24 protein-coding genes are annotated in these 22,529 nt (G+C 62.6%); 8 read left to right on the top strand and 16 right to left on the bottom strand.

Annotated features, from left to right (window positions below):
* Positions 1 to 2: 2 nt before the first annotated feature.
* Positions 3 to 668: a flagellar hook assembly protein FlgD gene (locus EQG66_RS06300; protein ID WP_129403746.1), complete on the top strand. Its 666-nt coding sequence runs from the start codon at positions 3 to 5 to the stop codon at positions 666 to 668.
* 279 nt (positions 669 to 947) lie between these two features.
* Here the strand turns inward: EQG66_RS06300 and EQG66_RS06295 are convergent, their stop codons facing one another.
* From EQG66_RS06295 to EQG66_RS06265, 7 genes are all read right to left on the bottom strand, one after another.
* A complete protein-coding gene (locus EQG66_RS06295; RefSeq protein WP_129403745.1) occupies positions 948 to 1,274 on the bottom strand; it encodes a hypothetical protein in 327 nt (108 codons plus the stop codon).
* Positions 1,275 to 1,387: 113 nt separating this feature from the next.
* Positions 1,388 to 1,807 carry a hypothetical protein gene (locus tag EQG66_RS15555; protein ID WP_245987902.1) on the bottom strand — a complete coding sequence of 140 codons (420 nt, stop codon included), beginning with the start codon at positions 1,805 to 1,807 and terminating at the stop codon, positions 1,388 to 1,390.
* Positions 1,808 to 1,862: 55 nt separating this feature from the next.
* Positions 1,863 to 2,717: a flagellin gene (locus tag EQG66_RS06285; protein WP_129403744.1), complete on the bottom strand. Its 855-nt coding sequence runs from the start codon at positions 2,715 to 2,717 to the stop codon at positions 1,863 to 1,865.
* A gap of 298 nt (positions 2,718 to 3,015) precedes the next feature.
* Positions 3,016 to 3,762 (bottom strand): flagellar basal body L-ring protein FlgH, encoded by a 747-nt coding sequence (flgH, locus tag EQG66_RS06280; protein ID WP_129403743.1) that lies wholly within the window; start codon positions 3,760 to 3,762, stop codon positions 3,016 to 3,018.
* Entirely contained in the window at positions 3,759 to 4,157 is a 399-nt protein-coding gene (flgA, locus tag EQG66_RS06275) for a flagellar basal body P-ring formation chaperone FlgA (RefSeq protein ID WP_129403742.1), read from the bottom strand. Before flgA ends, flgH begins: the two co-directional genes overlap by 4 nt.
* Before the next feature lie 14 nt (positions 4,158 to 4,171).
* A complete protein-coding gene (gene flgG / locus EQG66_RS06270; protein WP_129403741.1) occupies positions 4,172 to 4,951 on the bottom strand; it encodes a flagellar basal-body rod protein FlgG in 780 nt (259 codons plus the stop codon).
* 9 nt (positions 4,952 to 4,960) lie between these two features.
* Entirely contained in the window at positions 4,961 to 5,716 is a 756-nt protein-coding gene (locus EQG66_RS06265; protein WP_129403740.1) for a flagellar hook basal-body protein, read from the bottom strand.
* A 137-nt stretch (positions 5,717 to 5,853) separates the two neighbouring features.
* Between EQG66_RS06265 and EQG66_RS06260 the strand changes: the two genes are divergently transcribed.
* The 4 genes from EQG66_RS06260 to EQG66_RS06245 are packed head-to-tail and all read left to right on the top strand — an operon-like array spanning position 5,854 to position 8,481.
* A complete protein-coding gene (locus tag EQG66_RS06260) occupies positions 5,854 to 6,483 on the top strand; it encodes a flagellar basal body-associated FliL family protein (protein ID WP_245987900.1) in 630 nt (209 codons plus the stop codon).
* The gene (gene fliM / locus EQG66_RS06255; RefSeq protein WP_129403739.1) at positions 6,480 to 7,514 is read left to right on the top strand and encodes a flagellar motor switch protein FliM; all 1,035 of its coding nucleotides are present in this window, start codon (positions 6,480 to 6,482) and stop codon (positions 7,512 to 7,514) included. Before EQG66_RS06260 ends, fliM begins: the two co-directional genes overlap by 4 nt.
* On the top strand, positions 7,511 to 7,900 hold the full coding sequence (locus EQG66_RS06250) for a DUF6468 domain-containing protein (protein ID WP_129403738.1): 390 nt from the start codon (positions 7,511 to 7,513) through the stop codon (positions 7,898 to 7,900). The genes fliM and EQG66_RS06250 overlap by 4 nt, the downstream gene beginning before the upstream one ends.
* Complete coding sequence (locus EQG66_RS06245) at positions 7,897 to 8,481, top strand: MotE family protein (protein ID WP_129403737.1); 585 nt, start codon at positions 7,897 to 7,899, stop codon at positions 8,479 to 8,481. Before EQG66_RS06250 ends, EQG66_RS06245 begins: the two co-directional genes overlap by 4 nt.
* On the opposite strand, the gene EQG66_RS06240 is transcribed toward EQG66_RS06245, so the two are convergent.
* Positions 8,478 to 10,091: a methyl-accepting chemotaxis protein gene (locus tag EQG66_RS06240; protein ID WP_164975609.1), complete on the bottom strand. Its 1,614-nt coding sequence runs from the start codon at positions 10,089 to 10,091 to the stop codon at positions 8,478 to 8,480. The two genes, EQG66_RS06245 and EQG66_RS06240, sit on opposite strands and share 4 nt — an antisense overlap.
* A gap of 277 nt (positions 10,092 to 10,368) precedes the next feature.
* Here EQG66_RS06240 and wecB point away from each other — a divergent pair, with 277 nt between their 5' ends.
* From wecB to EQG66_RS06225, 3 genes are read left to right on the top strand one after another with little or no spacing between them, the layout of a single operon-like run.
* Positions 10,369 to 11,493 carry a non-hydrolyzing UDP-N-acetylglucosamine 2-epimerase gene (gene wecB / locus EQG66_RS06235; protein ID WP_129403735.1) on the top strand — a complete coding sequence of 375 codons (1,125 nt, stop codon included), beginning with the start codon at positions 10,369 to 10,371 and terminating at the stop codon, positions 11,491 to 11,493.
* Positions 11,477 to 12,778 carry a UDP-N-acetyl-D-mannosamine dehydrogenase gene (gene wecC, locus EQG66_RS06230; protein ID WP_129403734.1) on the top strand — a complete coding sequence of 434 codons (1,302 nt, stop codon included), beginning with the start codon at positions 11,477 to 11,479 and terminating at the stop codon, positions 12,776 to 12,778. The genes wecB and wecC overlap by 17 nt, the downstream gene beginning before the upstream one ends.
* A 55-nt stretch (positions 12,779 to 12,833) precedes the next feature.
* Entirely contained in the window at positions 12,834 to 13,538 is a 705-nt protein-coding gene (locus EQG66_RS06225) for a fatty acid desaturase CarF family protein (protein WP_129403733.1), read from the top strand.
* Between the two features lie 72 nt (positions 13,539 to 13,610).
* Here the strand turns inward: EQG66_RS06225 and EQG66_RS06220 are convergent, their stop codons facing one another.
* The 8 genes from EQG66_RS06220 to EQG66_RS06185 all read right to left on the bottom strand — a co-directional run bounded on the left by EQG66_RS06220 (position 13,611) and on the right by EQG66_RS06185 (position 22,390).
* Positions 13,611 to 13,895, bottom strand: coding sequence for a hypothetical protein (locus EQG66_RS06220; RefSeq protein ID WP_129403732.1), 285 nt, complete (start codon positions 13,893 to 13,895; stop codon positions 13,611 to 13,613).
* A gap of 87 nt (positions 13,896 to 13,982) precedes the next feature.
* Complete coding sequence (gene parE / locus EQG66_RS06215) at positions 13,983 to 15,962, bottom strand: DNA topoisomerase IV subunit B (protein WP_129403731.1); 1,980 nt, start codon at positions 15,960 to 15,962, stop codon at positions 13,983 to 13,985.
* An 86-nt stretch (positions 15,963 to 16,048) separates the two neighbouring features.
* Entirely contained in the window at positions 16,049 to 16,390 is a 342-nt protein-coding gene (locus tag EQG66_RS06210; protein WP_129403730.1) for a hypothetical protein, read from the bottom strand.
* 80 nt (positions 16,391 to 16,470) lie between these two features.
* On the bottom strand, positions 16,471 to 16,815 hold the full coding sequence (locus tag EQG66_RS06205) for a hypothetical protein (protein ID WP_129403729.1): 345 nt from the start codon (positions 16,813 to 16,815) through the stop codon (positions 16,471 to 16,473).
* A gap of 203 nt (positions 16,816 to 17,018) precedes the next feature.
* The gene (locus EQG66_RS06200) at positions 17,019 to 18,140 is read right to left on the bottom strand and encodes a sensor histidine kinase (RefSeq protein WP_164975608.1); all 1,122 of its coding nucleotides are present in this window, start codon (positions 18,138 to 18,140) and stop codon (positions 17,019 to 17,021) included.
* 239 nt (positions 18,141 to 18,379) lie between these two features.
* A complete protein-coding gene (locus EQG66_RS06195; protein WP_129403727.1) occupies positions 18,380 to 19,204 on the bottom strand; it encodes a response regulator transcription factor in 825 nt (274 codons plus the stop codon).
* A gap of 30 nt (positions 19,205 to 19,234) precedes the next feature.
* Positions 19,235 to 21,304, bottom strand: coding sequence for a serine/threonine protein kinase (locus tag EQG66_RS06190; RefSeq protein WP_129403726.1), 2,070 nt, complete (start codon positions 21,302 to 21,304; stop codon positions 19,235 to 19,237).
* 3 nt (positions 21,305 to 21,307) lie between these two features.
* Positions 21,308 to 22,390 carry a hypothetical protein gene (locus EQG66_RS06185; protein ID WP_129403725.1) on the bottom strand — a complete coding sequence of 361 codons (1,083 nt, stop codon included), beginning with the start codon at positions 22,388 to 22,390 and terminating at the stop codon, positions 21,308 to 21,310.
* Positions 22,391 to 22,529: the final 139 nt, after the last annotated feature.

Below are 22,529 nucleotides of genomic sequence, written 5' to 3'. Positions count from 1 at the left end.
GCATGACGGCTAACCCGATCACCACATCTCCGCCCGCCCCGCCTCAGGACGGCGCGCTATCCAAGCTCTCCAGCGACTACACAATGTTCCTGCGCCTGCTCACCACCCAGATGCAAAATCAGGATCCGCTCTCGCCGATGGACAGCAGCCAATATACGCAGCAGCTGGTGCAATATAGCCAGGTCGAGCAGTCCATACAGCAAACCGGCGCGCTGAAAGACATTCTCGCCCGCCTCGGCAGCCAGGACATGATGCAGGCCTCCACTCTGATCGGCCGCCAGGCCGCCTATGCTGGCGCGCAGGCGGGCCTCACTGCCTCCACCCCCGCACACTGGACATGGGAGACAGACGGCGCGCCAGCCAGCCTCGTCGCCAGCATACGCGACGCGGCCGGGCGCGAGGTCGAGCGCCGCACGCTCAGCCCCGATGCGCGCGGGCTGTTGTGGGATGGCGCGCTCTCCACAGGCGGAACCGCACCCGAAGGCGGCTACACACTCGCGCTCGATGCGCGCGACGCCAATGGCAAGCCCGTCACCGCCACACTCAGCGCATCGGGAACGGTCAACGCCGTCAACCGTACCGAAGATGGCATAACTCTGACGATCAATGGCCGTACCATCCCGTTTTCTGATGTGCGGAATTTTACCGCCGCCGGTGCCACCGGATAGCGCGTCCATCCTATAATAATCGAACGGAGTGTCATTCCAGCCAGTCCAGTCCCCACGAACGGGATGCTGCTCCGCCCACGCGCTGAAGCGCTTTCAGACCGCGTGCAGACGGAGCCAGTGGGCCTTGTCCCCCCACGCATGCCCGCTGGCTCCTTTTTTCGGTAGAGTATGCACATAAGGAAAATCCCGGCTCCCTCCGCCTATGTGGGCGGGACGAAGAGAGCCGGGATGCGACACGGGCCAATCAAAGGGGCCTGACCCGCACCGGTGGGGGGAAAGCTATCCGCCGCACAGCATAGGTTGTGGCCTGTCATTGCCTGCAGCACTGCGGATGGAGAACATTTCATAACGCAACCCCTCGATCGGCATCGGGCCAAGGATGGCGGCGAGGCAATCGGCAACGCTCGGATCTTCGGCGGAGCCGATCGTCTCCTCCAGCGCCGCCTCGTCCACCCCGCCAAAGGTCAATAGATGCGCCGCCGCCCTGCGCCAGAGCATGGCGGGGTCATTCACTGTCACCCGGATCGTCAGATCATAATGCGAGAACTGCGTCTCTTGCTCCAGCGGCCACGCACCGCGCGGATCTGGATGGTTCAGCATATTCATGGGAACGCTCTCCCCCGATTGTTCGCCCTCATCTGTGCTCTTGCGCCCGAAGGGTTTTTTGACCGGCTGCGTCCTATGGGATGAAGACTGATCCCTCCGGCACTGCTTGCCAATCAGTGAAGAACCCCTACGGGATTATACCTATCCCCAGCCTCGCTGCGCGCGCGGCCATGGGCGATGACGAGGCACAGCTCGGCATAGAGCCGGTCCCATAGCTGCGCGCCTATCGCGAGGGGGAAGCGCTCGTCCTGCTCGATCACCACGCGCGCTTCGCCCGCGCAATCGAGGCGAAAGCGCGCCGGGTGAGGTGTGTCTGTCTCTTCGTCCGGCATCGGGTGCGGGGCAGACAGGCGCGCGGACATCAGAAAGCCCGATAATATCTCTGCCCCATATAGGCTGAGCTGCGCGCAGGGGCGGTGCGGCTGGTCGCGCCGCTCCAGGCTCACCAGCGCGCCATGGGGCCGCGTGGAGATACTAACGCGCAGGCAGGTGCCCTGCCGGTCTTCGATATCGCGGGTGCGTGAATACATCATGGCCTCCCGGAACACGGAAGGCCGGGAGACGGCGCGCCGCCTCCCGGACCATATATTAACGGAACAACGAGATGATCGTCGAGGGCGCCTGATTGGCGATCGACAGCGCCTGCACGCCCAGCTGCTGCTTGACCTGCAACGCCTGCAACTTCGCCGATTCCTTCGCCAGATCGGCGTCGACGAGGTTGCCGATGCCGGCCTCCACCACATCACTGAGCTTGCCAGTGAAGGTCTGTTGCGCCTCGATCTTGCGCGAGGCAGCGCCCAGTGTCGAGAGCGAGGTGGCGAGGTTAGACTGCGTGGTCGTCAGCGTGTCGATCATCGCCTGCGCCGCCGCCTGCGTATTCACCTGCCCCGTCGCCGCGACAGTCACCACCGAACCGCCGAGGTCCAGACCCTGGTTCGCCACGGAGAGCGAGTCGGGATCGTATGTCGCGGTGCCGGTATTGCCATCTTTCACCGATTGCAGCGCCGTCACGGTGCCGCCACCTGTCAGCAGCAGGTTGGTGCCATTGAAGTCAGAGCTGTTGACGATCGTGGTGATCTGATCGCGCAGCGCCACGAAGTCAGAGTTGATCGCCGCGCGGCTGTTGGCATCGATGCCCGCGTCGGCGGACTGATAGGCCTTGGCCTTCATCTGGTTGATGACGTCGGAAATCTGCTCCGCGCCCGCAATCGCCACGTCGGTGACGCTCTTGGCGCGGCTTAGCGAGCTGCTGACGGACTTGAGGCCACCCAGATCACCGCGCAGCGTCTGCGCGATGGCATAGGACGCCGAGTCATCCTTGGTGGACGAGACGGACAGGCCGGTGTTGATGCGGGTCTGGACCTGCGCCAGGCCGCGGTTGGTTTCATTGAGGGACTGAAGGGCGGCCATTGCGCCCAGATTGGTGTTGACGGAAAAACCCATGATGATCCCTTTCTGGGAGAAGCGGAACCGCTTCTGCGGCCCGGAGCCGGAAACGCCGACCCACGATGCCCCGCGACACTGCGGCGCACAGGCTCATTCTGGGATGGGATGAAGGCGGGGCAAAATGGACGGGGCGATATTCGTGGTTAAGATGGGAGTAACCAGTACCGTCACCCCGGACTTGATCCGGGGTCCCGCTATTCTTTCGAAAGTGCGGCCAAGCTTGTGCCGATTAGTAAGAAGCGGGACCCCGGTTCAAGCCCAGGGTGACGATTGAGGAGAGGTGCAATGTCATTCGTCAAAACGGCGACAACACATCCAGCAATTGCTGCCCCCAGCGCGCCTGTTGTGCGTCGGTGAGTTGCCCCTTGCCGCCATAGCTGATCCGCGCCTCGGCGATCTGGGTGTGGCGGATGCTGTTGTCGCGCGCAACGTCCTGCGGGCGGACGATGCCGCTCACCAGCAGCTCGCGCAGCTCGAAGTTGACGCGGCTTTCCTGCCGCCCCTTGATGACGAGGTTGCCGTTGGGCAGCACGGCGGTGACGATCGCGGCCATCGTCATGCTGATCGTCTCGCTGCGCGTGGTGCTGCCCTTGCCGTCGTTGCTCGATTCCGTGCTGCTGCCGACGAGGGTGTTGCTGTCCACCCCGATCGCGCGCTTCACGATCTTCTCCAGCCCGAACAGCGCACTCGCCCCGCCCGCCTCTGAGCCGGATCGGGAACGGCTGGTCGCGTTGCTGACAGAGGCCTTGTCGGAAATGTCGATGCGAATGGTGAGGATGTCGCCCACTTTGGATGCGCGCTGATCCTGAAACAGCGCGCCCGCGCCATTGCGAAACAGCGAGGCGGAGGCGGCAACGGGCGGATCGGCTGCCTCCCCGCCGCGCTGCGCGGTGGAAAGCTGGGTGAGCGAAGGCTCCGCCGCCGGCGCGGGCGGCGCCTGCGTCTCGCTCAAGCCTGGCGCGCGGCCCACATCCTTCAGCCGCCCCCATGTGCCGCAGGCGGTGAGGGCGATACACAACCCAAGCGCGACATATCTCCTCATGGCGCATCTACCTCCGCCGCGCCCGGCCCTGTCACCCGCGCATCCAGCGTGCGGTCGGTCGCGAGATTGACCACGCGCACAGCCCCGCCCGCCGCGCCATCGCCCAGTGCCCGGCCCGGCGCGGTGATCGTCAGGCGGCCGGAGCGCATGACCAGCGTCACCCCCTCGCCCCGGCGCACCAACGTCGGCGGCCCGATATCGCTCGCGCGCACCGTTGCGCCAAGGGCCAGCGCGCGCCGCGCCTCCTTCCCCGCCACATCCGCCCCGCGCAGGGCAAAGCGGGCGGTGGCGGCAGGCACAGACGCACGCTCGAAATCCGCAGACGCCAACACCTCGCCGCGCGCAACCGGGCGCACCAGCACATCCGCCTCCGCAGCCCCGGCAGCAGCAGCCATAAGCAACACCGCAATCACCGCAGCTGGCTCGATGCAGCGAGCATCTCGTCCACCGTCTTCACCACCCGGCTGTTCATCTCATAGGCGCGCTGGGCGGAGATCAGCGCCGTGATCTCCTCCACCGGGTTGACGTTCGACCCTTCGACAAAGCCCTGTTGCACCGTGCCAAAGCCCGGCTCGCCGGGGTTGGCGAGGCTCGCCTGCCCAGATGCCGCGCTTTCGAGGAACAGATTGTCTCCCTGCGCCTGCAAACCCGCATCGTTGATGAAGGTCGCGAGCTGGATCTGCCCCACGGTCTGCGGCGTCGGGCTGCCTGAGGTGCGCACCTGCACCTCCCCGGTCTTCGAGATGGTCACATCCACCGTCCCCTGCGGAATCGTGATGCCCGGCTGCACGGCATAGCCCTGCGCACTCACCAGCTCGCCTTGGTCGGAAAGCTGGAAAGACCCGTCGCGCGTATATGCTGTCTCGCCCGACGGCAGCGTCACCGGGAAATAGCCGCGCCCCTCGATCGCGATGTCATAGCGATTGCCGGTCTGTTGCAGCGCTCCCTGCTGCTCGATGCGATAGATCGCGCCGGTCTTCACCCCCGCACCGATCTGGATGCCCGAAGGCGCGCGCGCGCCGTCATTGCCTGCGCCGGGTGGCGTTTCCTGCTGATAGAGCAGATCCTGAAACTCGGCCCGCTGGCGCTTGAAGCCAGTGGTGTTCATGTTGGCGATGTTGTGGGAAATCACATCGACATTGGTCTGCTGCGCCAGCATGCCGGACGAAGCGATGGAAAGTGAGCGCATAAATCCTCCTTACCCGATCCTGCCCAGCCGCCCGATCGCGTCGCGGCGCAGATCGTCGATCGCCTTGCTGATCGCCATGCTGGACTGATAGCTGCGCAATATGTCGATCAGCTCGGTCGTCTCGCTGATCGGCTGGACGTTGGAGCCTTCGACGCCCCCGCTCCTGATGCGCGTCTCGTTGGCGCCGAGCGAACGCCCACCGCTCCCCGCCATTAATCCATCACCGCGCTGGCTGAGCGCGCTGTCATCTTCAAACACCGTCACGCCGATGCGCCCCAGCGGCCCCGTCTGCGCGGAAAGCGTGCCATCGGGCGCTATCGCCAGTGTGGGCAGCGCATCGGGCGGGATCGCGATTGGCTGGCCGCCCTCGTCCAGCACTTTCGCTCCACCGGAAGTCACCAGCTCGCCCGCCTCGCTCACCTTTAGGAACCCCGCGCGTGTATAGGCGGTTTCTCCCCCCGCATCGTGAACGGCGAGCCAGCCCGGCCCGTCGATCATGATGTCGAGCGGGTTGCCTGTCGGCTGGAACGCGCCGCTGCGGGTATCCAGCCTGGCGCGATAATCCTGCACAAAGCGGGTGGCGCGCGCATCGCGCGGCGCCTCGCGGGGCGGCGGCCCTTCCATCGTCTCCACATATTCGTGAAACACCGGCGCCTCGCGCCTGAAGCCTGCCGTCTCGCTGTTCGCCATATTGTTGGCGGCGATGTCGAGCCTGCGGCGCAGCGCCTGCTCGTGGCTCAAAAGAACATAGGTCGAAATGTCCATCGCTCGATGTCCCGGCAAAAACTGCATGGATTTGGGTTGGAGGCGGAAATTTTTGCCGCCCCTCGCCTCTATAATAGGAGGGACGACGGCCCGCCCGCGCGCGACAGCCGGATTTTTGACAAGGGACAAACCGCCGCATGGCTCCACGCAAAAAACCCGAAGACACCACGCCTCCTCCCGCCAGCCCTGAGGAGGAGGCAAGCGGCCTTGTCGATGTCGGCCCCGATGCCCCTCCTCCCCCGGCAGGCAAGCTCGCCTTACTCAGGAACAAGAAGGTGATGATCGGCGGCGCGGCAGCACTGCTGCTGGTCGCGGGCGGCGGCGGCGCGGCAATGATGCTGGCGGGCGGTGAGGAAAAACCCGCCTACGGCGAGCAGGCGAAAGAAGTGCATGCGGAAGCAGAGGAAGAAGAGGCCGAGGAAGAGGAAAGCGCTGAAGGAGAAAGCGAGGGCAAGGACGGAGAACTGCCGCTCGTCGATGTGCCGCCGATGATCGTCAATCTGCGCACCACCAATGGCGAGCCGCGCTACCTCAAGATCCGCTTCATGCTGGAGGCAAAATCGGCTGAAAAGACCGAGAAACTCAAGGCCAAGCTCCCGCTCATCATCGATTCCTACCAGCCCTTCCTGCGTGAATTACGGCCGGAGGACATTTCCGGCTCCGCCGCGGTGTTCCGCATCAAGGAGGAAATGCTTGTCCGCGCGACCGAGGCCGCGGGCAAAGGCATGGTGAAGGATGTTCTCATCCAGGATCTGGTCCAGCAATGACCGAGGAAGCGCCCGACGACTTCGAGGAATTTGTCGAGTTCAAGCTGCCCGATCCGCCTGTGATCGGCGGCGCGGAAGGCGGAACCTTCGATCAGGCCAGTATCGACGCGCTGTTCGGCGGCGGCGGCGGGGCGGAGCCTCAGCGCGTGGGCCTGCGCGCCGTGCTGGAATCGGAGATCATCAACCATGAGCGCCTGCCGATGCTGGAGGTTGTGTGCGAGCGGATGGTGCGCGCGCTCTCCACCTCGATGCGCACGCTCACCTCGGACAGCATCGACATCAGCCTTGACGATGTAACCACCGCCCGCTTCGGCGATTTTATGGACCGCGTCACCCTGCCCGCGATGATCGCTGTCATCCGCGTGGAGCAATGGGAAAATTACGGCATCATCACTGTCGATTCCGGCCTTATCTATGCCATCGTCGATGCGCTTTTGGGCGGCAAGCGTGGCACCCAGATCATGATCGACGGGCGCGATTTCACCACGATCGAGACGGCGTTGGTGGCGCGCGTGCTGCGCCTCGCGATCTTCGAGTTCAGCACCGCGCTCGCGCCTATTGCGCCAGTGACGATCAAGCTGGAACGGATCGAGACAAACCCGCGCTTCGCCGCCATCGCGCGGCCGAGCAATATCGGCGCAATTTGTACCTTTCGTGTGGACATAGACGGGCGCGGCGGGCGCTTTTCGATGATGTTCCCACAGGCGACGATAGAGCCGGTACGCGACAAGCTGGCCCAGCGCTTCATGGGCGACACGGCGGGGCGCGAGAGTATCTGGCCGGATCATATGCGCCAGCAGATGCTGGCGACGCAGGTGGAGCTATCCGTCCTGCTCGGCGAGATCGCGCTGCCGCTAGAGCATGTGCAGGCACTGGAGATCGGCCAGAACCTCTCGTTTCACACCGAGCCATCGCAGCGGATGACCATGCAATGTGGCGGCCTCACCATGGCGCAGGTGCGCGCCGGGCAAAGGCGCGGCAACCTCGCCGTCAGCCTCGCCACACCGATCAGCCGGGGGAAACAACCATGAACGTAACGATCATGAGCCAGTTGCTGCTCGCCATATTGTGCGGCGGCGTCATCGTGCAGACGGTGCGGCTTATGCAAAGGCTGCGGATGGTGGCGGACGGGCGGCTGGGCGAGGCGGTGACGGCGCTCGACGCCGCCACGCGCGAGGCGCGCAATGTGCTCTCCGGCCTGCGGCAGGCGCTGGGCGGAGATGGCGCGGCGGTAGCGCGCGAGGTGATGGCGGCGCGCGAACTGAGCGAGGAGTTGCGCGTGATGATCGGCATTGCCGACGCGATGGCGGAGCGATTGTCCGGCGCGGGGTCGGTCGAGGCGCCCGCACCGGAAATGCCGCCCCCGCCTGAACCCGCCCCCAAGCGCGCCCGCAAAGCCAGGGCACCCGCGCCATGACCCGCCGCCGCGCACCGCTGCTGCTGGCCATGACCACCGTCGCCGCGCTGATGACCGGCGGCAGCACGCTCGTTTCGGCGGGTACGGCGATTGCCGAGCAGGCAAAGGCCACGCCCGCCGCCGAACCCGCCCCCACCACCCGTATGGGCGCGATGGTGGCAGATGACATGGCGAAACGAGACGCTGCGACGCGGGCGCGAGCGCGCGCGATCGATCTTCAGGAACAGGCGGTGAAGGCGGCGGCGGCGCGGCTGCAATCGGCGCTCAAATCAAGCACGCAGGCTGGTGACCCGACAACCGGACCACCCTCCGCTCCCCCGCCCCCCGGCACGCCCTCACCTTCTGCCCAGCCCGACCAGTTCGATACGCTCGCCCGCATCTATCAGGCGATGAAGCCCGCCAAGGCCGCGCCGGTATTCGAGCAGCTGGATCTTGAGGTGCAATATCTGGTCGCGAAGAAGATGCGCGAACGGTCCGCCGCGCTGTTGATGGCGGCGATGTCTCCTCAGGGCGCCGCACGGCTCTCGATGCGGATGGCGGGGCGCCCCGGCGCAAAGCCGATACGTCCTACGCCCCCCTAAGCGGCGCTTCGGTCATCCCGCAACGAAGCAAGGAAATCGTTGCTGGTGCTACGCAGCGCCTCGGATCGGGCGCGCAGCGACGCCATGATCGCGCGGATTTCCTCGGCCAGCATATCCGCCTCGCGCGCGCTTTTTGCCACCTCGTCGGCTGTCATCCGCACCTGCTGAGAGGCTGACGCGGTGCGGCCGGCCGCCTCGCTGATCTCTGAGGTCGTCAGGCGCTGGCCGGTGACGGCGCTGGCGATATGGCTGCCGCGCGCGGACATCATGGCGATTGTCTCCGCGACCGAACGCATCGCGCTGTCGGCCACGCCCATCTTCTCGCGCGTCCCCTCGATAATATCGTCTATGCGCGCAACCGCATTGTGCGTCTGGGTGGCGAGCTGCTTCACCTCGTTGGCGACGATCACGAACCCGCGCCCAGCCTCGCCCGCGCGTGCCGCCTCAATCGTGGCATTGAGCGAGAGCAGCCCGGTCTGGCCCGCCAGATCCTGGATCATGCGGACGATCTCACCGATATTGTCGGTCTGCTGCGCCAGAGCCTCAAGGCTGACAAGGCCGTTATCGCCCGCCGCGCGCGCGGCTTGCCCGATAGCAACCTGCTCGTCCGCCTCCGCGGCAATTTCGGCGGCGGATTCGTTAAGCGCGCCCGTGGCATGGGCGACAGATTCGACAGCATCGGTGGTACTGGTGGCGAGATCCAGCACATGTTGCGCCTTTTCGCGCGCATTGGCGTTAAGATGGCTGATATTCTCCGTTGCCAGCGCCAGCGCGCTGATTGCCTCGTCCAGATGCTCAGCCAGCGCCGCGACCGACTCCTCATAGCGTGTGGCGAGCGTCACCATCGCCGCCTGCCGTTCCGCCATCGCGCGTTCACGATCCTTTTCGCGCTGGGCACGGGCGGCGAGCGCGGCGGCAGAGCTGCGCTCTATCTCCTGACGCTCGGCCTCGGCCATGCGCCGCTCGGTCTCGCGGCGCTCCATGTCGGATTTCATCCGCTCGACAAAGGCCTTCGCCATCTGGAGATAGGCCTGCGCCAGCATCATCGAAAACAGTGTGACCAGCGCGGCGAGCAGCACCAGCCCGCCGCCCGGTACGCTGAAAATATGCACCTCAGCCAGCAGCCAAAGGTTGAAGATATAGACCAGCGACGCCCGTGGGATCATCGCGAAGGTCAGGCCGCCAACGCATATCACGCCCACATGCGTGGCGAGCAGCACCATCTTTTGCTCGGTGCCGCTGCCATGACTGGCAGTGACGAACAGCAGCCCCCAGCCCAGAGAGATGAAGAAGGTATATGTGGTAAAAGCCCGGAAACAGGCCGCGACCGAACGATACTGGATGCGGCTGAAACGCGTAAACGGCATCAGGAACTGCGCGGCAAGAGCAATGCCGATCTGTGTCGCGGTCAAAATCCAGAGCAGGGTGGCGTTGTGCGGGTTGGAAAAGAAGCTGCCAATCGTTAGCGCCAATACCATAACGGGCAGGGCCGTTCGCGCTACGCCCCGGCTGGCACCGCGCGCCTGCTCCATACCGATATGGCGCAGGGCGGGAGTCGAATCGGCGTCTGCGGCGGACAGCCACCAGGCAGCCTTGCGCCACGCTTTCACGAAATTCCTGTTTTCTCTAGCCATCAACGGCTTTTTTGCACCTTCTGATCCAAGGTGAAATTGTAGAGAAGAATGGTTGCCAAAAGTTTACGTGAGCGCGCGGATATGTCTCATTTCTTTGTTTTTCCATGCATTCCGGCTGCCCTATCCATAATGGAGCTTTAACCATTATCCCGTCATGACCGCATACGTGTCGTCTTCACATTGTCATGATGTTCAGCAGATGCTTACCTATTGCCGGTACAGGCGAACGCGACACCTTAATCATCAGGACTTCATGGCGAAAATCCTCATCATCTTCGGCACCCGTCCGGAAGCGATCAAGCTCTTCCCCGTGGTGCATGCCCTGCGCGCGCAGCCGGGCATCGACACGCGCGTCTGCGTCACCGCGCAGCATCGCGGCCTGCTCGATCAGGTGCTGGAGATTGCCGGGATCGTACCGGATATCGACCTTGATGTCATGCAGGAGAACCAGAGCCTCGATGCGCTGACCGCGCGGCTCATCACCAGCATCGGCGCGGCGCTCGATGCCGAAAAGCCGGACCGCGTGATCGTCCATGGCGATACGCTCACCACCATGGTCGCCAGCCTCGCCGCCTATTACCGCAAGGTGCCCGTAGGCCATGTCGAGGCGGGCCTGCGCAGCGGGGACATTCACCACCCCTGGCCCGAAGAGGTCAACCGCCGGGTCGTCGCCTGCATAGCCGACATGAACTTCGCGCCGACCCAGACGGCGGCGGACGCCCTGCTCGCGGAAAACCGCGACGCCGCCTCGATCCACATCACCGGCAACACCGTGATAGACGCGCTGCTCGCCACCCGCGCTCGCATCCATGCCGACCCAGCTCTCGCCTCTGGCCTCGACGCGCTGGCCGCGCGCTTTGCGGGCAAGCGCATCATCGCCGTCACCTCGCACCGGCGCGAGAATTTTGGGCATGGGATGGAGGCGATAGCGGGCGCGATCAAAGACATCGCCGCCCGCCCCGATGTCGCCGTGGTATTCCCGGTTCACCCCAACCCCAATGTCCGCGCGGTGATGGACAGCGCGCTCGCGAACCTCGACAATGTCGCGATGATCGACCCGCTCGATTATCCCCACTTCGTCCGTCTGCTCGATATGGCCGAGCTGGTCTTGACGGACAGCGGCGGCGTGCAGGAGGAAGCGCCCTCATTGGGCAAGCCGGTGCTGGTGATGCGCGAAACGACCGAGCGCCCGGAGGGCGTGGCCGCAGGCACCGCCCGCCTCGTCGGCACAGATCGCGCCCGCATCGTTACCGAAATGTTCAGGCTTTTGGACGATAGCGAGGCCTATTCCGCCATGTCGAAAGCGCACAACCCCTTTGGCGACGGCACGGCGGGGGAACAGATTGCAAGGATCATCGCACATGCCCACCAGCACTGAGCAACAGGTCGCCGTTATCGGCCTCGGCTATATCGGCCTGCCCACCGCCGCACTGATCGCGCGTTCGGGCGCGAAGGTCCTGGGCATCGATGTATCCGCGCATGTCGTGGACACGATCAACAGCGGCAAAGTGCATATAGAGGAGGTCGATCTCGATGGCCTGGTGCAGGGCGTGGTCGCGCGCGGCACCCTGCGCGCCTCGCTTCAGATCGAGCCGTCGGACGTTTTCGTCATCGCCGTGCCGACCCCGGTGAGCGAGGACAACGCGCCGGACATTTCCTATGTCTTGAACGCCGCCCGCACCATCGCGCCCGTCCTCGCGGCGGGCAATGTCGTGATCCTTGAGTCCACCTCTCCCGTGGGCACCACCGAGGCGATGCGCGACGTGCTCGCCGAGCTGCGCCCCGATCTCAAGATGCCGCACGCAGGCAATGGCGTAGCAGACATCGCCATCGCCTATTGCCCGGAGCGCGTACTGCCCGGCCGCATCCTTGTGGAGCTGATCGACAATGACCGCTGCATCGGCGGCATTACGCCGCGTTGCGCGCGAAAAGCGCTGTCTTTCTATCGTGGCTTCGTGCGCGGCGCGTGCATCACCACGTCGGCCCGTGCGGCGGAGATGGTGAAGCTCGTCGAAAACAGCTTCCGCGATGTCAACATCGCCTTCGCCAACGAGCTGAGCCTGATCGCCGACAAGGCGGGCATCGACGTGTGGGAGGTCATCAGCCTCGCCAACCGCCACCCGCGCGTCAACATCCTCCAGCCCGGCCCCGGTGTAGGCGGCCACTGCATCGCGGTCGACCCCTGGTTCATCGTCCATGCCGATCCGGAGAACGCGAAGCTGATCCGCACCGCGCGCGAGGTGAACCTCTCCAAGACCGATCATGTGCTTGGGCGAGCGTCTGACCTCATAGATACGTTCCCGGACGATGACATCGCGTGCCTGGGCCTCGCCTTCAAACCCAATATTGACGACTTCCGCGAGAGCCCGGCACTCGAAATCGCCCACCGCCTCGCCCGCCGCTATGGCCGCCGGGTAAAGCTGGTCGAGCCTTACGCCTCCGCCCTGCCGATGGAGTTTGCCGACACGCATGCAGAGCTGATCGACATCGACACCGCGATCGAGAGCTGCGGCATCTTCATCGTGCTGGTGGATCATGATGTGTTCAAATCAGTGCCGCTTGACGAACGCACCGGCAAAGCCGTCTACGACACCCGCGGCATCTGGCGCGACCAGCCGGAAAGGCTGACGGCGAAGGCGATGTTGAGAAGGGTCGGGGATTAGAACAGAGACTCGCTCCTCTTGCCCCCTCCCCGCTCCGGCTGGTACAAGCGCGGCCATGCTGATGCGGCTTGCCATCTTCGCGCTCATCCTGTCTGGCCTCGCCAACCTCGGCTTTGCCGCGCGCGATTTCAGTCTGTGGATGATCCCGGCGGTACTGGCGGGCTGGTATGTGGCGGACATGATCTCCGGGCTTGTGCATATGGTGATGGATTATCATCCGGCGCGGCTGGGCGCGGGGCTGGACCGGCTCTATTTCTACACCGGCTCGCGCGAGAGTGACGAATATCTGGGGATGTTCCGCACCAGCATGGCGCGGCTCAACCCTTTCGAGCGGCTGGTCTATGACTTCAAGAACCACCACCCCCGGCCCGATGCGCTGGGGCGGCGCACGATGCTGCGGCAGATCGGCTCGACGATTGTGGCGGGGTCCCTGCCGCTGTCGCTGTTGCTGAACGTGGCCTGCCTGTTGTTTCCCGTGCCGGGGTGGGCGGTGGCGGGGATGCTCAGCCTGCTCATTGGGGGCACCTTCGCGCAATATTTTCACGGGACGCTGCACCGCGCGGAGAACCCCCGGATTATCACACTGATGCGCCAGGTCGGCCTGTTAATGACACCTGCGGCGCACCAGCTCCACCACGACACTTTGCGCCGCGACTTTGCCACCAATTCGGGCTGGAGCAACGCGCTGCTCAATCCGGTATTCCGTTTCGCGCACAGGCGCGGCTGGCTAAGGGATATGGGGCTGGAGCCGCAGGGCTGACAGGCATTGCAGCCTAAAGAAACGGGGGGCAAAATGCCCCCCCGAAAACGTCTTTGAACCCGGAACGGCGCTTTATTCCTCGCCGTTGTCTTTCACACCCACCGTCGGCACATCGATCGTTTCTTCCTTGGTGCCGACAACAACCTCCTTGGAATCCACGTCAACCGCGGGCATCTCGCCTCCGGTCGCGCTCACATCGACATCCGGCAGCGCGCCTTCTTCCACATCGGCGGTCCAGAAACCGGTCGCGAACAGCAGTCCGACGATGACTGCCGCGACAATCGCGACGATCAGCACGATGCGGCCTGTTCCGCTGCGCCGCTCGTGCCCGATATTTTCATTGCGATATTCGGCCATACTCAATCTCCTCGCTTGGCGAGAAGAAAACCATCCGGGTGACATTCTGTTCCATGGTCGGGCGCGCGGCCAGACCGGGCCCGCTCGTCAGGCGTCGATCATGTCGTCGTCCACCGCCGCCGCATTGTCTTGTATGAACGCAAAGCGGTGGGCGGGGTTGGTGCCCATCAGCCGGTCGACCAGATCGCGCACCGCCGCCGCTTCCTCATATTCCTGCGGCAATGTGATGCGGATCATGCCGCGCGTCTTCGGGTCCATCGTCGTCTCGCGCAGCTGAGTCGGGTTCATCTCGCCCAGCCCCTTGAAGCGCGAGACATCGACCTTCTTGCCCTTCAGCTCGTTGGCAAGAATTTCGTCCTTGTGCGCGTCATCGCGCGCATAGATGCTCTTGCCGCCGGTGGTGAGCCGATAAAGCGGCGGCTGCGCGAGGTAGAGGTGCCCGCGCTTCACCAGCTCCGGCATTTCCTGAAAAAAGAACGTCATCAACAGGGTCGCGATATGCGCGCCGTCGACATCCGCATCAGTCATGATGACGATGCGTTCATAGCGCAGCAGATCGGGGTTGCAGTCCTTGCGCGTGCCGCAGCCTATCGCCAGAATAAGATCCGCGATCTCGCTGTTGGCAAGGATCTTGGCCGATGTGGCCGATGCTACGTTCAATATCTTGCCGCGAATGGGCAGGATCGCCTGCGTCTTGCGGTCCCGCGCCTGCTTGGCGGAGCCGCCCGCGCTATCGCCCTCGACGATGAAGATTTCGGTGCCTGCCGGGTCGTCCGCGCTGCAATCGGTGAGCTTGCCCGGCAGGCGCAGCTTGCGCCCTGAGGTCGCCGTCTTGCGCTTTACTTCCTTCTCGGCCTTGCGGGCGAGGCGCTCGTCCATCCGGTCGATCACATAGGAGAGCAGAGCCTTGCCCCGGTCCATGTTGTCGGCAAGGAAATGGTCGAAATGGTCGCGCACCGCCTTTTCGACGAGGCCTGATGCCTCCGGCGACGTCAGGCGATCTTTGGTCTGGCTCTGGAACTGCGGATCGCGGATAAAGACGCTGAGCATCAGCTCGCACCCTGTCATCACGTCTTCAGCGGTGATGTCCTTCGCCTTCTTGACCCCCGCCAAATCGCCAAAGGCGCGGATGCCCTTCACCAGCGCCGCGCGCAGCCCCGCTTCATGCGTGCCGCCATCGGGCGTGGGGATGGTGTTGCAATACCAGGAGTAGGATCCGTCTGACCAGAGCGGCCAGGCGATCGCCCATTCCGCGCGCCCGGTCGCGGTGCCGAAATCCTGCGTGCCGGTGAAGAAGTCCTTGGTGGCGCACTGCCGCTCTGCAACCTGCTCGGCGAGATGATCGGCCAGCCCGCCGGGGAACTGGAACACCGCCTCGGCGGGCGTATCGTCGCTGATCAACGCCGGGTCACAGCGCCAGCGTATCTCCACCCCCGCGAACAGATAGGCCTTGGACCGGGCGAGCTTGTGCAGGCGCGCGGGCTTGAAATTCTGCGCGCCGAAAATCTCCGTATCGGGCACGAAAGTAACGGAGGTGCCGCGCCGGTTGGGCGCCGCGCCGACCTTTTCCAGCGCGCTGACCGGATGGCCCTTGCTGAACCGCTGGCGAAACAGCTCCTTGTTGCGGGCGACCTCCACGCAAGTGTCAGACGACAGCGCGTTCACCACCGAAACGCCCACGCCGTGCAGACCGCCGGAGGTGGAATAGGCCTTGTCCGAGAATTTACCGCCCGAATGGAGCGTGGTGAGGATCACCTCAAGCGCCGACTTGTCCGGGAACTTGGGATGCGGATCGACCGGGATACCCCGGCCGTTATCGGTGATCGTCAGGCGGTTTCCCGGTTCGAACACCAGCTCGATCCGCGTCGCGTGGCCCGCCACAGCCTCGTCCATCGCATTGTCGAGCACTTCGGAAGCCAGATGATGCAACGCGCGCTCATCCGTCCCGCCGATATACATGCCGGGGCGGCGGCGGACAGGCTCCAGCCCCTCCAGCACCTCGATCGAGGAGGCGTCATAGTTGCCGGAGGATGTGGAAGGGGCGGATGCGAACAGATCATCGGACATGACAACGCTATAGTGCGCCGAGTCTCGGCAACGCAAGGCCACGCTGCTTTTGAGAGTCTGTTTGGAAACGGACTGTGAGAACCTCCCTATTTAGCAGACAGGGTACACTGCAAGGCCGCCGCCGCAACAATGGCGACAATCTCAGGATCGTTCAGCGCGTACATGCCATTGACAACATCACCCAGACTGAGGCTCCCCTGCCTTACATTACCGGGATTGCGTTCCTTCGATTTGCTGAACGAGCGGAGTTTCAACAACTGCTGTGTACTGAGCTGCTGCGCCATAGGTTTGGCCATGCACTGTGCCATCGCCGCGTTCAAGCCTGCGTCAACAAGCCCGCGCCGAATGTTTGTTTCTGGGCTTACGCAGGCAGCGAGCGCAGCCAGGCATCCCAAGGCGAAAAAGTGCTTTTTCAGGCGTAATTGCATGAGTGTTCACCGTAAAAGAGGTGCCCGGTGCGGTAAGGCACCGGGCAGTTTGGAGGAAGGAAGGCCGGCATGCCGAGAGATCAGTCTATAACATCCAGATAACTCGCTTCGCAGACATTGTAATTATACTTGTAGCGCGTCGACCCGTCAGACATGACGAATTTGAAATCAAACCGACAGTAGCCAGATCCGTCATCGACATTCCAGACCTGTGACCGGTTGCTGCCGATAGATTCGGACGCGCCAAGCTGATCGCTGTTCCAGCGCCTGCTGCCAGCATTGCTGATGTAGAGGTGATATACAGGCAGACTGGAATAATTATTGATCCGAATACGGCGGTTCTGCGTATCATACGCATTGGCCGAAGTTGATACGACGGAAAGAAGAGCCAGTGTGGCAATGGTCATTTTCTTGAAAACGGACATTGTTCAATCCTTTCATGCTATAGGTTCACATAGGCGAAACATCTCTGTCAGCTTGTTCGGGCCATCGTCTTGTTGCCAGCCCGGCTATGAACCCTGTTTAGCGGTCTGAAGGATTCGAATCTTCTGTCGAGCTTCTGGCGCGCGCCGCGCGATACGCGACAGTCCACGTCAGACGCGCAGTGCAGCAGGACAGCAGACTGATGTCAGGAAACGATCGGATCTCGTCCGATAGGGAGGCGGACGACCATGCACATCCCATCCGCAATAGGCTCTGCATAGGCGTCCCCGCCGTGACGCCGTGCCGCAGCCCGAACGAATGGCAGGCCCAGACCATAGCCTCCCCCACTGGTAACCGAGGTGGCGACATGAGGGTCGAAAATCTGATCGAGCCGATCTCCCGATACGATCGGCCCCGTGTTGGAGATGCGAACGCAGGCCATCACGCCGTCACGGGTCAGCCGGACAAGAATGGCCGTACCCGGCTTGGCGAACTTCAGCGCATTCTGCAAGAGGTTGGTAAACATGCGCTGGATCATTTCAGGCTGGCCGGGAACGTTCAGCTCCATCGGCGCTTCGAGATCAAGCGAGACGTTGCAACTGATCGAATGGTCCAGAAACATATCTTCAATCAGCATGCTGAGCTGCTCGCGCAACGGAACCGAAGTAAAGCTGGCAGTACTGGTCGTTTCTATCCGCGCAATGGCAAGCAGTTGCTCGCACCGCGCCATGAGGGCAGTCACCTTCTCCCGCGCTTCTGACATCTCTGAACCGATGTCGCTATCCCCCATTTGCTGGTGCAGCCGCCGCAAATGCCGCTGAAGAATCTCCAGCGGAGATCGCAAATCATGGGCGATATGTAGTGTGAGGCGCGACAGATTGCCGGTAAGATCGCCCATGCGAGCAATCATGGCATTCACATGATTGACCAACAGATCGAAAGCCGCGCCGCGTCCATCCGGCTCGGCCCGCACAGTGAAACCGGATGTCTCGATCGCATCAAGCACGCGCGTCAGGCGGCCTATGCGCGCCACCTGCGACTGTTCCGCGCGGCGACCCAGCACATAGGCCAATCCGACATTCAGCACGACGAGGCAGACAGCAATCAGGAGCGCAGCCTGCCTGAGCGACGGGTCGCGCTCAGCAAGCTGCGCGACCATAAACTGGCCACCAGAGTATGTACGCACGACACCAATTGCCTCGACACTATGTTCCAATGCGCAATGTTCGGGGGGATTGACGGCAACACGAAAAATGCCATCGCTTGCGCCCGGCCACGCCAGTATCGAGCCAGTTGCCTGTAGCGGCCGCCCCTCTTCACGCAGCATGACGATAAGGCTTCCGGGCGCGCTCCTTGTGCATGCGTCCAAAACAGATTGGGATTGGGCAAGCGCCCGTACATAGTCAGGAATAGTATCGCCATGTTCTGCAATGGCGACAGCTTGCGCCTCGACTCGCGCCTGAATTGCTTCCGCCTGCGAAGACGAAGCGATCCTCGCGGTCAACAACACACCAAACGCCGACAGGGATCCACCCAGGGTCGCTATCAGAAGGAAGGGGCGCATCATCATGTGTCAGGGCGCCATTCTGCGTTGTCGCGAATGACGAAACCTTCCTGCCATACATTGGCGATAACACTATGACGGTCTCGTAATCCGTCTGGCATCTGCTCGCTAAGGCGCTTGCGAACAGCCTTGATACGTGTATCGACAACATTGACATAGGTGTCTGGCCGAAATCGCCAGTCTACCCAACAACTATCCCATAACATGGTGTGGGATAAAGGAACACCTTTCGCGCGGATCAATGCCTCGATAATCGCCAAGGGCAGCTTGCCGCCTCCGGCATCGATAGCCAAGTTCTGGAAAAATAGCGTGCGCGGGCGCAGCAGAAAGCGCAGGCCGCCATAGCTGATCTCTTCGACCTCGGCTGTTCTGGCAGGCGCGGCAGGCCTGGGCGTAACCATCAACTGAGAAGCGACGCGCAGCACAACCTCCCGTTCAGGGAAGTCGACCCGTTTCGGGATATAATCGTTGGCACCGGCCATCAGTCCCTCAAGCCTGTCTTCGTCTGACCCGTACATGGATATGACGAGGGCGACGGCATCTCTGCTCGTCCGTTCAGGATCGCCAGCCGCACGAACACGGCGCAACACCTCTAGCCCATCAAGCCCCGGATTGTTTCTGTCGAGCAGCAGCACGTCAAAGCGCTGGCACATCGCAAGCGCCAACGCCTGATCGCCTGTGCTGACCAGCACCACCTCCTGGAACCCCGCATTGAGAAGTGCACGACGAACCGGCTCGCCAAAATCAGGAACATCCTCCAGCATCAGAGCAATCCGTCCTTCGAACAGAGTGCGCAGGATGCTGTCGCTGTCAACTAAGGTGGTCATACGCCCCGCCCGATAAGCCACAGGTCCATATCAGTTGATATACACCCCATCCCCACTATCGGTCTGGAGGCATGCCTGTTGACCCGCATTTGCGCGCACCAGTTCCGCCATAGCGGACTGGCCGCTGCAACTGCTGACGTAGACGTCATTAATGTTAAATCGAACATTCTTGAACACCTGTGTTACGACAACCGGATCGTTGGGGGTTGCCCCTGACATCATCATGGAAGACAGACGGCTGCGATCAGTAATGCTGCGGACAGCGATGCCCAGTTCCCCAAACCGGCGCATCTGAGCCGCTACAACGGGCGGCTCAGGCACCGCTGGCTGGGGCGCTGGCTGTGGCATTGGCAAAGGGCCGGATGGCATCTGGGGATTAAGACCAGTGACAGGAAGCTGTATTGGCGCTCCCTGCACTGGTGTTCCCTGTACTTGCGCCACGCGCGGATCCGGCTGCTGTGTCAGGTCTCCATTGGCGATTTCAGCGCCACTGCCTGCAATGTTTTGGATTTCGGAGACCGGAACGGTCGCGCTGTCAGGCGCGGCAGTTTTGCCATCCATTAATTGCATCACCCCAAATCCGAGCAACAGCACGGAGAGAGCGCCTACGCCGGCAGTAACAAGCTGGTTGTGGCTGACACGTAACCTCGGCCCCGGTGCCTCGTACGCCGACGAATCCAGGGCGTCCGCGTCATCATCCTTACTGTTATGCGTGGACCGGAACGGTTGAACCGAGAGGGTTGCCTGGTTCTCGTCCTGATCCCGGATGTCGGTATCTGCACTCTCTGATCCAAGACCCCATATTTCGGAAGCGGGGGCCACCTTACCTGTGGGAATGGCTGTTCGTGCTATACCGAACGCCTTGCGCCATTGCGCGATGGATTGAGGGCGATCCTCCGGCTCGATTGCGAGTCCCTGTTCGACAGCCCGTGCAATCGCGGTTGGGATTATGTCCGGCATGGGAGGGAGCAACGTCATCGGGTCCGGTTGCCCGCCCCTCGTCTCCATCCGGCGTGAATAAGCGGAGGGCATCGCCTTGAAATCAAGGCCGGTGCAGAGCATCCGCAATATTACCGCCATGGAATAGATATCGGTCCACGGCCCCGCGCTGGCCTTGCCACTTGCGCGGGCAGCGCTGCCTCCCTGATTGGCGGCAATCGGGTCGATCTCGATCGGGGCATAGCCCGATGTACCGCCCATCATGCTTCGCGAACGATCCCCAATCGTGTTTCGTGCCAGCCCAAAGTCGATCAGCACCGGATCGTCAGAATTCTGAGACCGGAACATGATGTTGCCCGGCTTCAGGTCGCAATGGATGAGTTGCTGATCCGGGATGCCGCAGTGCAGCTCTTCCAGCGCGTCAAGCGACTTGCCAATGAAGTGTTCAAGCTGCGCGACTTTCGGGGGGTCGATCAGATCATACTGAACACCATGATACATCTGCTTGCGGCGGCTCCCTTCGCGTCGACCCTGAGCCAGCCTGTCACGCAACGTGCGCCCATCGAGAAATTCCATCACATAATATGCGGTGCCATCAGCCAGAAAATAATCATGAACGATAGGAAGCGGGGCGGACTCAATGGCCTTGCGCGCAATATGTTCGAGATTGCCCTCAAGCTGGTTCACCAAACGCATGGCAGCCCCGGTGTTGCGCAGGAACGCCTTGTCCATGCCGCTATCCAGGCGGGTGCGGATGCTATCCTGCACCTTACGCTCGGCATCTGAGCCGGGAACGGCATCAAGCGCAGCGCGTAATGCACGCAGGCAGGTGAGAAAGTATAGCCGTTCCGCCTCGCGCAGGAACCTGTCGAACGACTGCTGGAATATCTCTTTGTAATCGTCTTCCGTGTCCAAGACCACTACTTCGAGGCCGCGCCGTTCGGCTATCTCGTCCGGGAAAAATTCCTTGATCGCGACCCGCTGATAGGGAGCAAGCCAGAAGTGGGCGCCGCCCGCATCGTCTCCCGGCGCGCGGATCGCTTCGTAAGTAATGCCAAAGCCACCGGCGTCGAGCTTGCGCTGAATGACATATCCGGCATCGGAGCCTGCGCGGTGGTCCGGACGAAGGATGTGGCCATTGGGAAGGGGAGAACGGCTCATCGCTCAATTACCTGTGTTGGGAGAGCAAGGATAGGCACTGGCGCTACGGGAGGCCGGCGCTGGTGCGCCGCGCTTTGGGCGGATGGCATCGCGCGCACGCGCAGCAGCCAGTTCTTCTGCTAGTTCTTGCCGCAGGACCGTCTCATCCGCGACAATTTCGAGCGCCTTGGTGCAGCCTGCGAATGCCCTGTCTTCCTCACCGTTCACGCGATCACGCTCCTCACGCCATTGGCTCAGCAGGCTAATCGAGGCCTGCCTGATTTCGGCTATACACTGCCCTGCCAGCCGAGGGCGACTGTCAGCATCTGTCACGGCCTGCCCGGCGTAACGATTGACGATGGCCTCATGTGCGGCCGCATCATTCTTGTCATGTGGACCTGCAATAACCTGTCGGGATGCACTCATGAGGGTGTTGCACTGTGGCGCCAAGAAGGGAGCATTGTCATCCAGCTCGACCCTGCTCAGCACTGCCTCACAATTGAGCGGGCGCACACCAATTACGCGTTCGCAGCGGCTTGCCGCATAGATTGCGGCGCCGTTACCCTCGAATCCGAAGGTTGGCCGCGCCCTCCTCCTCACCGCTGCTCGGAAACACTGGCCGTTGCGGTAGCGCCCACCGTCCTCTCGCGCCAATATTGCTCGCGCGTCCACCAGACGGGCTTCGAAATCCCGTATATCCTTCTCGATCTGGGCAACAGAACGGTCGGTCTGCCGCTGCGCGCCAGTGGTGCCGCGCTGTTCCCAGAAGGGATTGCGGAACCCGTTCTGCGCGCTAAACCGAATCAGCGTCTGTGACTGGGTATTGACGGCAAAAAAACACACGCCAGGCCGCGGACTGACACGCGACAGATTTAGACGGATGACCCCGTCCGATCCAATCGAATATACACCGAGGTGTCCAAGGTTGATCGCAAAGAAATCGAGCTGCTCGCCAGCTCGCGATGCGGAGAACTTAAGGGTTATGCCATTCTCGTCCAGAGTCGTCTGGGTCGGGGTTTGAGCAAGGAGTGTGAAATGTATCGAAGCGAGCAAACAAAAAAAAGCGCACCCAATACCCGTTTTCTTAGAAAAATACCTAGCTATCATGTATTTTCAGAGCAGGCGGCTCATGACCCAACCTGCGCCGCCCCCTTATTTCGCCACGGCCTGACCATATTCGTTAAGCCGGGCCTCGTCCAGAGGTGTGCGGACGCTAAAGCAGATTTGCTGCGCCAGGTCCTCCCTC

The sequence above is a fragment of the Sphingobium fluviale genome (genome assembly GCF_004122115.1).
GTDB classification, from domain to species: domain Bacteria; phylum Pseudomonadota; class Alphaproteobacteria; order Sphingomonadales; family Sphingomonadaceae; genus Sphingobium; species Sphingobium fluviale.
Note: the sequence above shows the minus strand (reverse complement) of the source record. Positions and strands in the feature narration are given on the sequence as shown.

Bases quoted from the DNA above. Each gene is read 5' to 3' on its own strand.
- EQG66_RS06300 (WP_129403746.1), top strand. From the start codon at position 3: ATGACGGCTAACCCGATCACCACATCTCCGCCCGCCCCGCCTCAGGAC.
- EQG66_RS06295 (WP_129403745.1), bottom strand. From the start codon at position 1,274: ATGAATATGCTGAACCATCCAGATCCGCGCGGTGCGTGGCCGCTGGAG.
- EQG66_RS15555 (WP_245987902.1), bottom strand. From the start codon at position 1,807: ATGATGTATTCACGCACCCGCGATATCGAAGACCGGCAGGGCACCTGC.
- EQG66_RS06285 (WP_129403744.1), bottom strand. From the start codon at position 2,717: ATGGGTTTTTCCGTCAACACCAATCTGGGCGCAATGGCCGCCCTTCAG.
- flgH (WP_129403743.1), bottom strand. From the start codon at position 3,762: ATGAGGAGATATGTCGCGCTTGGGTTGTGTATCGCCCTCACCGCCTGC.
- flgA (WP_129403742.1), bottom strand. From the start codon at position 4,157: ATGGCTGCTGCTGCCGGGGCTGCGGAGGCGGATGTGCTGGTGCGCCCG.
- flgG (WP_129403741.1), bottom strand. From the start codon at position 4,951: ATGCGCTCACTTTCCATCGCTTCGTCCGGCATGCTGGCGCAGCAGACC.
- EQG66_RS06265 (WP_129403740.1), bottom strand. From the start codon at position 5,716: ATGGACATTTCGACCTATGTTCTTTTGAGCCACGAGCAGGCGCTGCGC.
- EQG66_RS06260 (WP_245987900.1), top strand. From the start codon at position 5,854: ATGGCTCCACGCAAAAAACCCGAAGACACCACGCCTCCTCCCGCCAGC.
- fliM (WP_129403739.1), top strand. From the start codon at position 6,480: ATGACCGAGGAAGCGCCCGACGACTTCGAGGAATTTGTCGAGTTCAAG.
- EQG66_RS06250 (WP_129403738.1), top strand. From the start codon at position 7,511: ATGAACGTAACGATCATGAGCCAGTTGCTGCTCGCCATATTGTGCGGC.
- EQG66_RS06245 (WP_129403737.1), top strand. From the start codon at position 7,897: ATGACCCGCCGCCGCGCACCGCTGCTGCTGGCCATGACCACCGTCGCC.
- wecB (WP_129403735.1), top strand. From the start codon at position 10,369: ATGGCGAAAATCCTCATCATCTTCGGCACCCGTCCGGAAGCGATCAAG.
- wecC (WP_129403734.1), top strand. From the start codon at position 11,477: ATGCCCACCAGCACTGAGCAACAGGTCGCCGTTATCGGCCTCGGCTAT.
- EQG66_RS06225 (WP_129403733.1), top strand. From the start codon at position 12,834: ATGCTGATGCGGCTTGCCATCTTCGCGCTCATCCTGTCTGGCCTCGCC.
- EQG66_RS06220 (WP_129403732.1), bottom strand. From the start codon at position 13,895: ATGGCCGAATATCGCAATGAAAATATCGGGCACGAGCGGCGCAGCGGA.
- parE (WP_129403731.1), bottom strand. From the start codon at position 15,962: ATGTCCGATGATCTGTTCGCATCCGCCCCTTCCACATCCTCCGGCAAC.
- EQG66_RS06210 (WP_129403730.1), bottom strand. From the start codon at position 16,390: ATGCAATTACGCCTGAAAAAGCACTTTTTCGCCTTGGGATGCCTGGCT.
- EQG66_RS06205 (WP_129403729.1), bottom strand. From the start codon at position 16,815: ATGTCCGTTTTCAAGAAAATGACCATTGCCACACTGGCTCTTCTTTCC.
- EQG66_RS06200 (WP_164975608.1), bottom strand. From the start codon at position 18,140: ATGCTGCGTGAAGAGGGGCGGCCGCTACAGGCAACTGGCTCGATACTG.
- EQG66_RS06195 (WP_129403727.1), bottom strand. From the start codon at position 19,204: ATGACCACCTTAGTTGACAGCGACAGCATCCTGCGCACTCTGTTCGAA.
- EQG66_RS06190 (WP_129403726.1), bottom strand. From the start codon at position 21,304: ATGAGCCGTTCTCCCCTTCCCAATGGCCACATCCTTCGTCCGGACCAC.
- EQG66_RS06185 (WP_129403725.1), bottom strand. From the start codon at position 22,390: ATGATAGCTAGGTATTTTTCTAAGAAAACGGGTATTGGGTGCGCTTTT.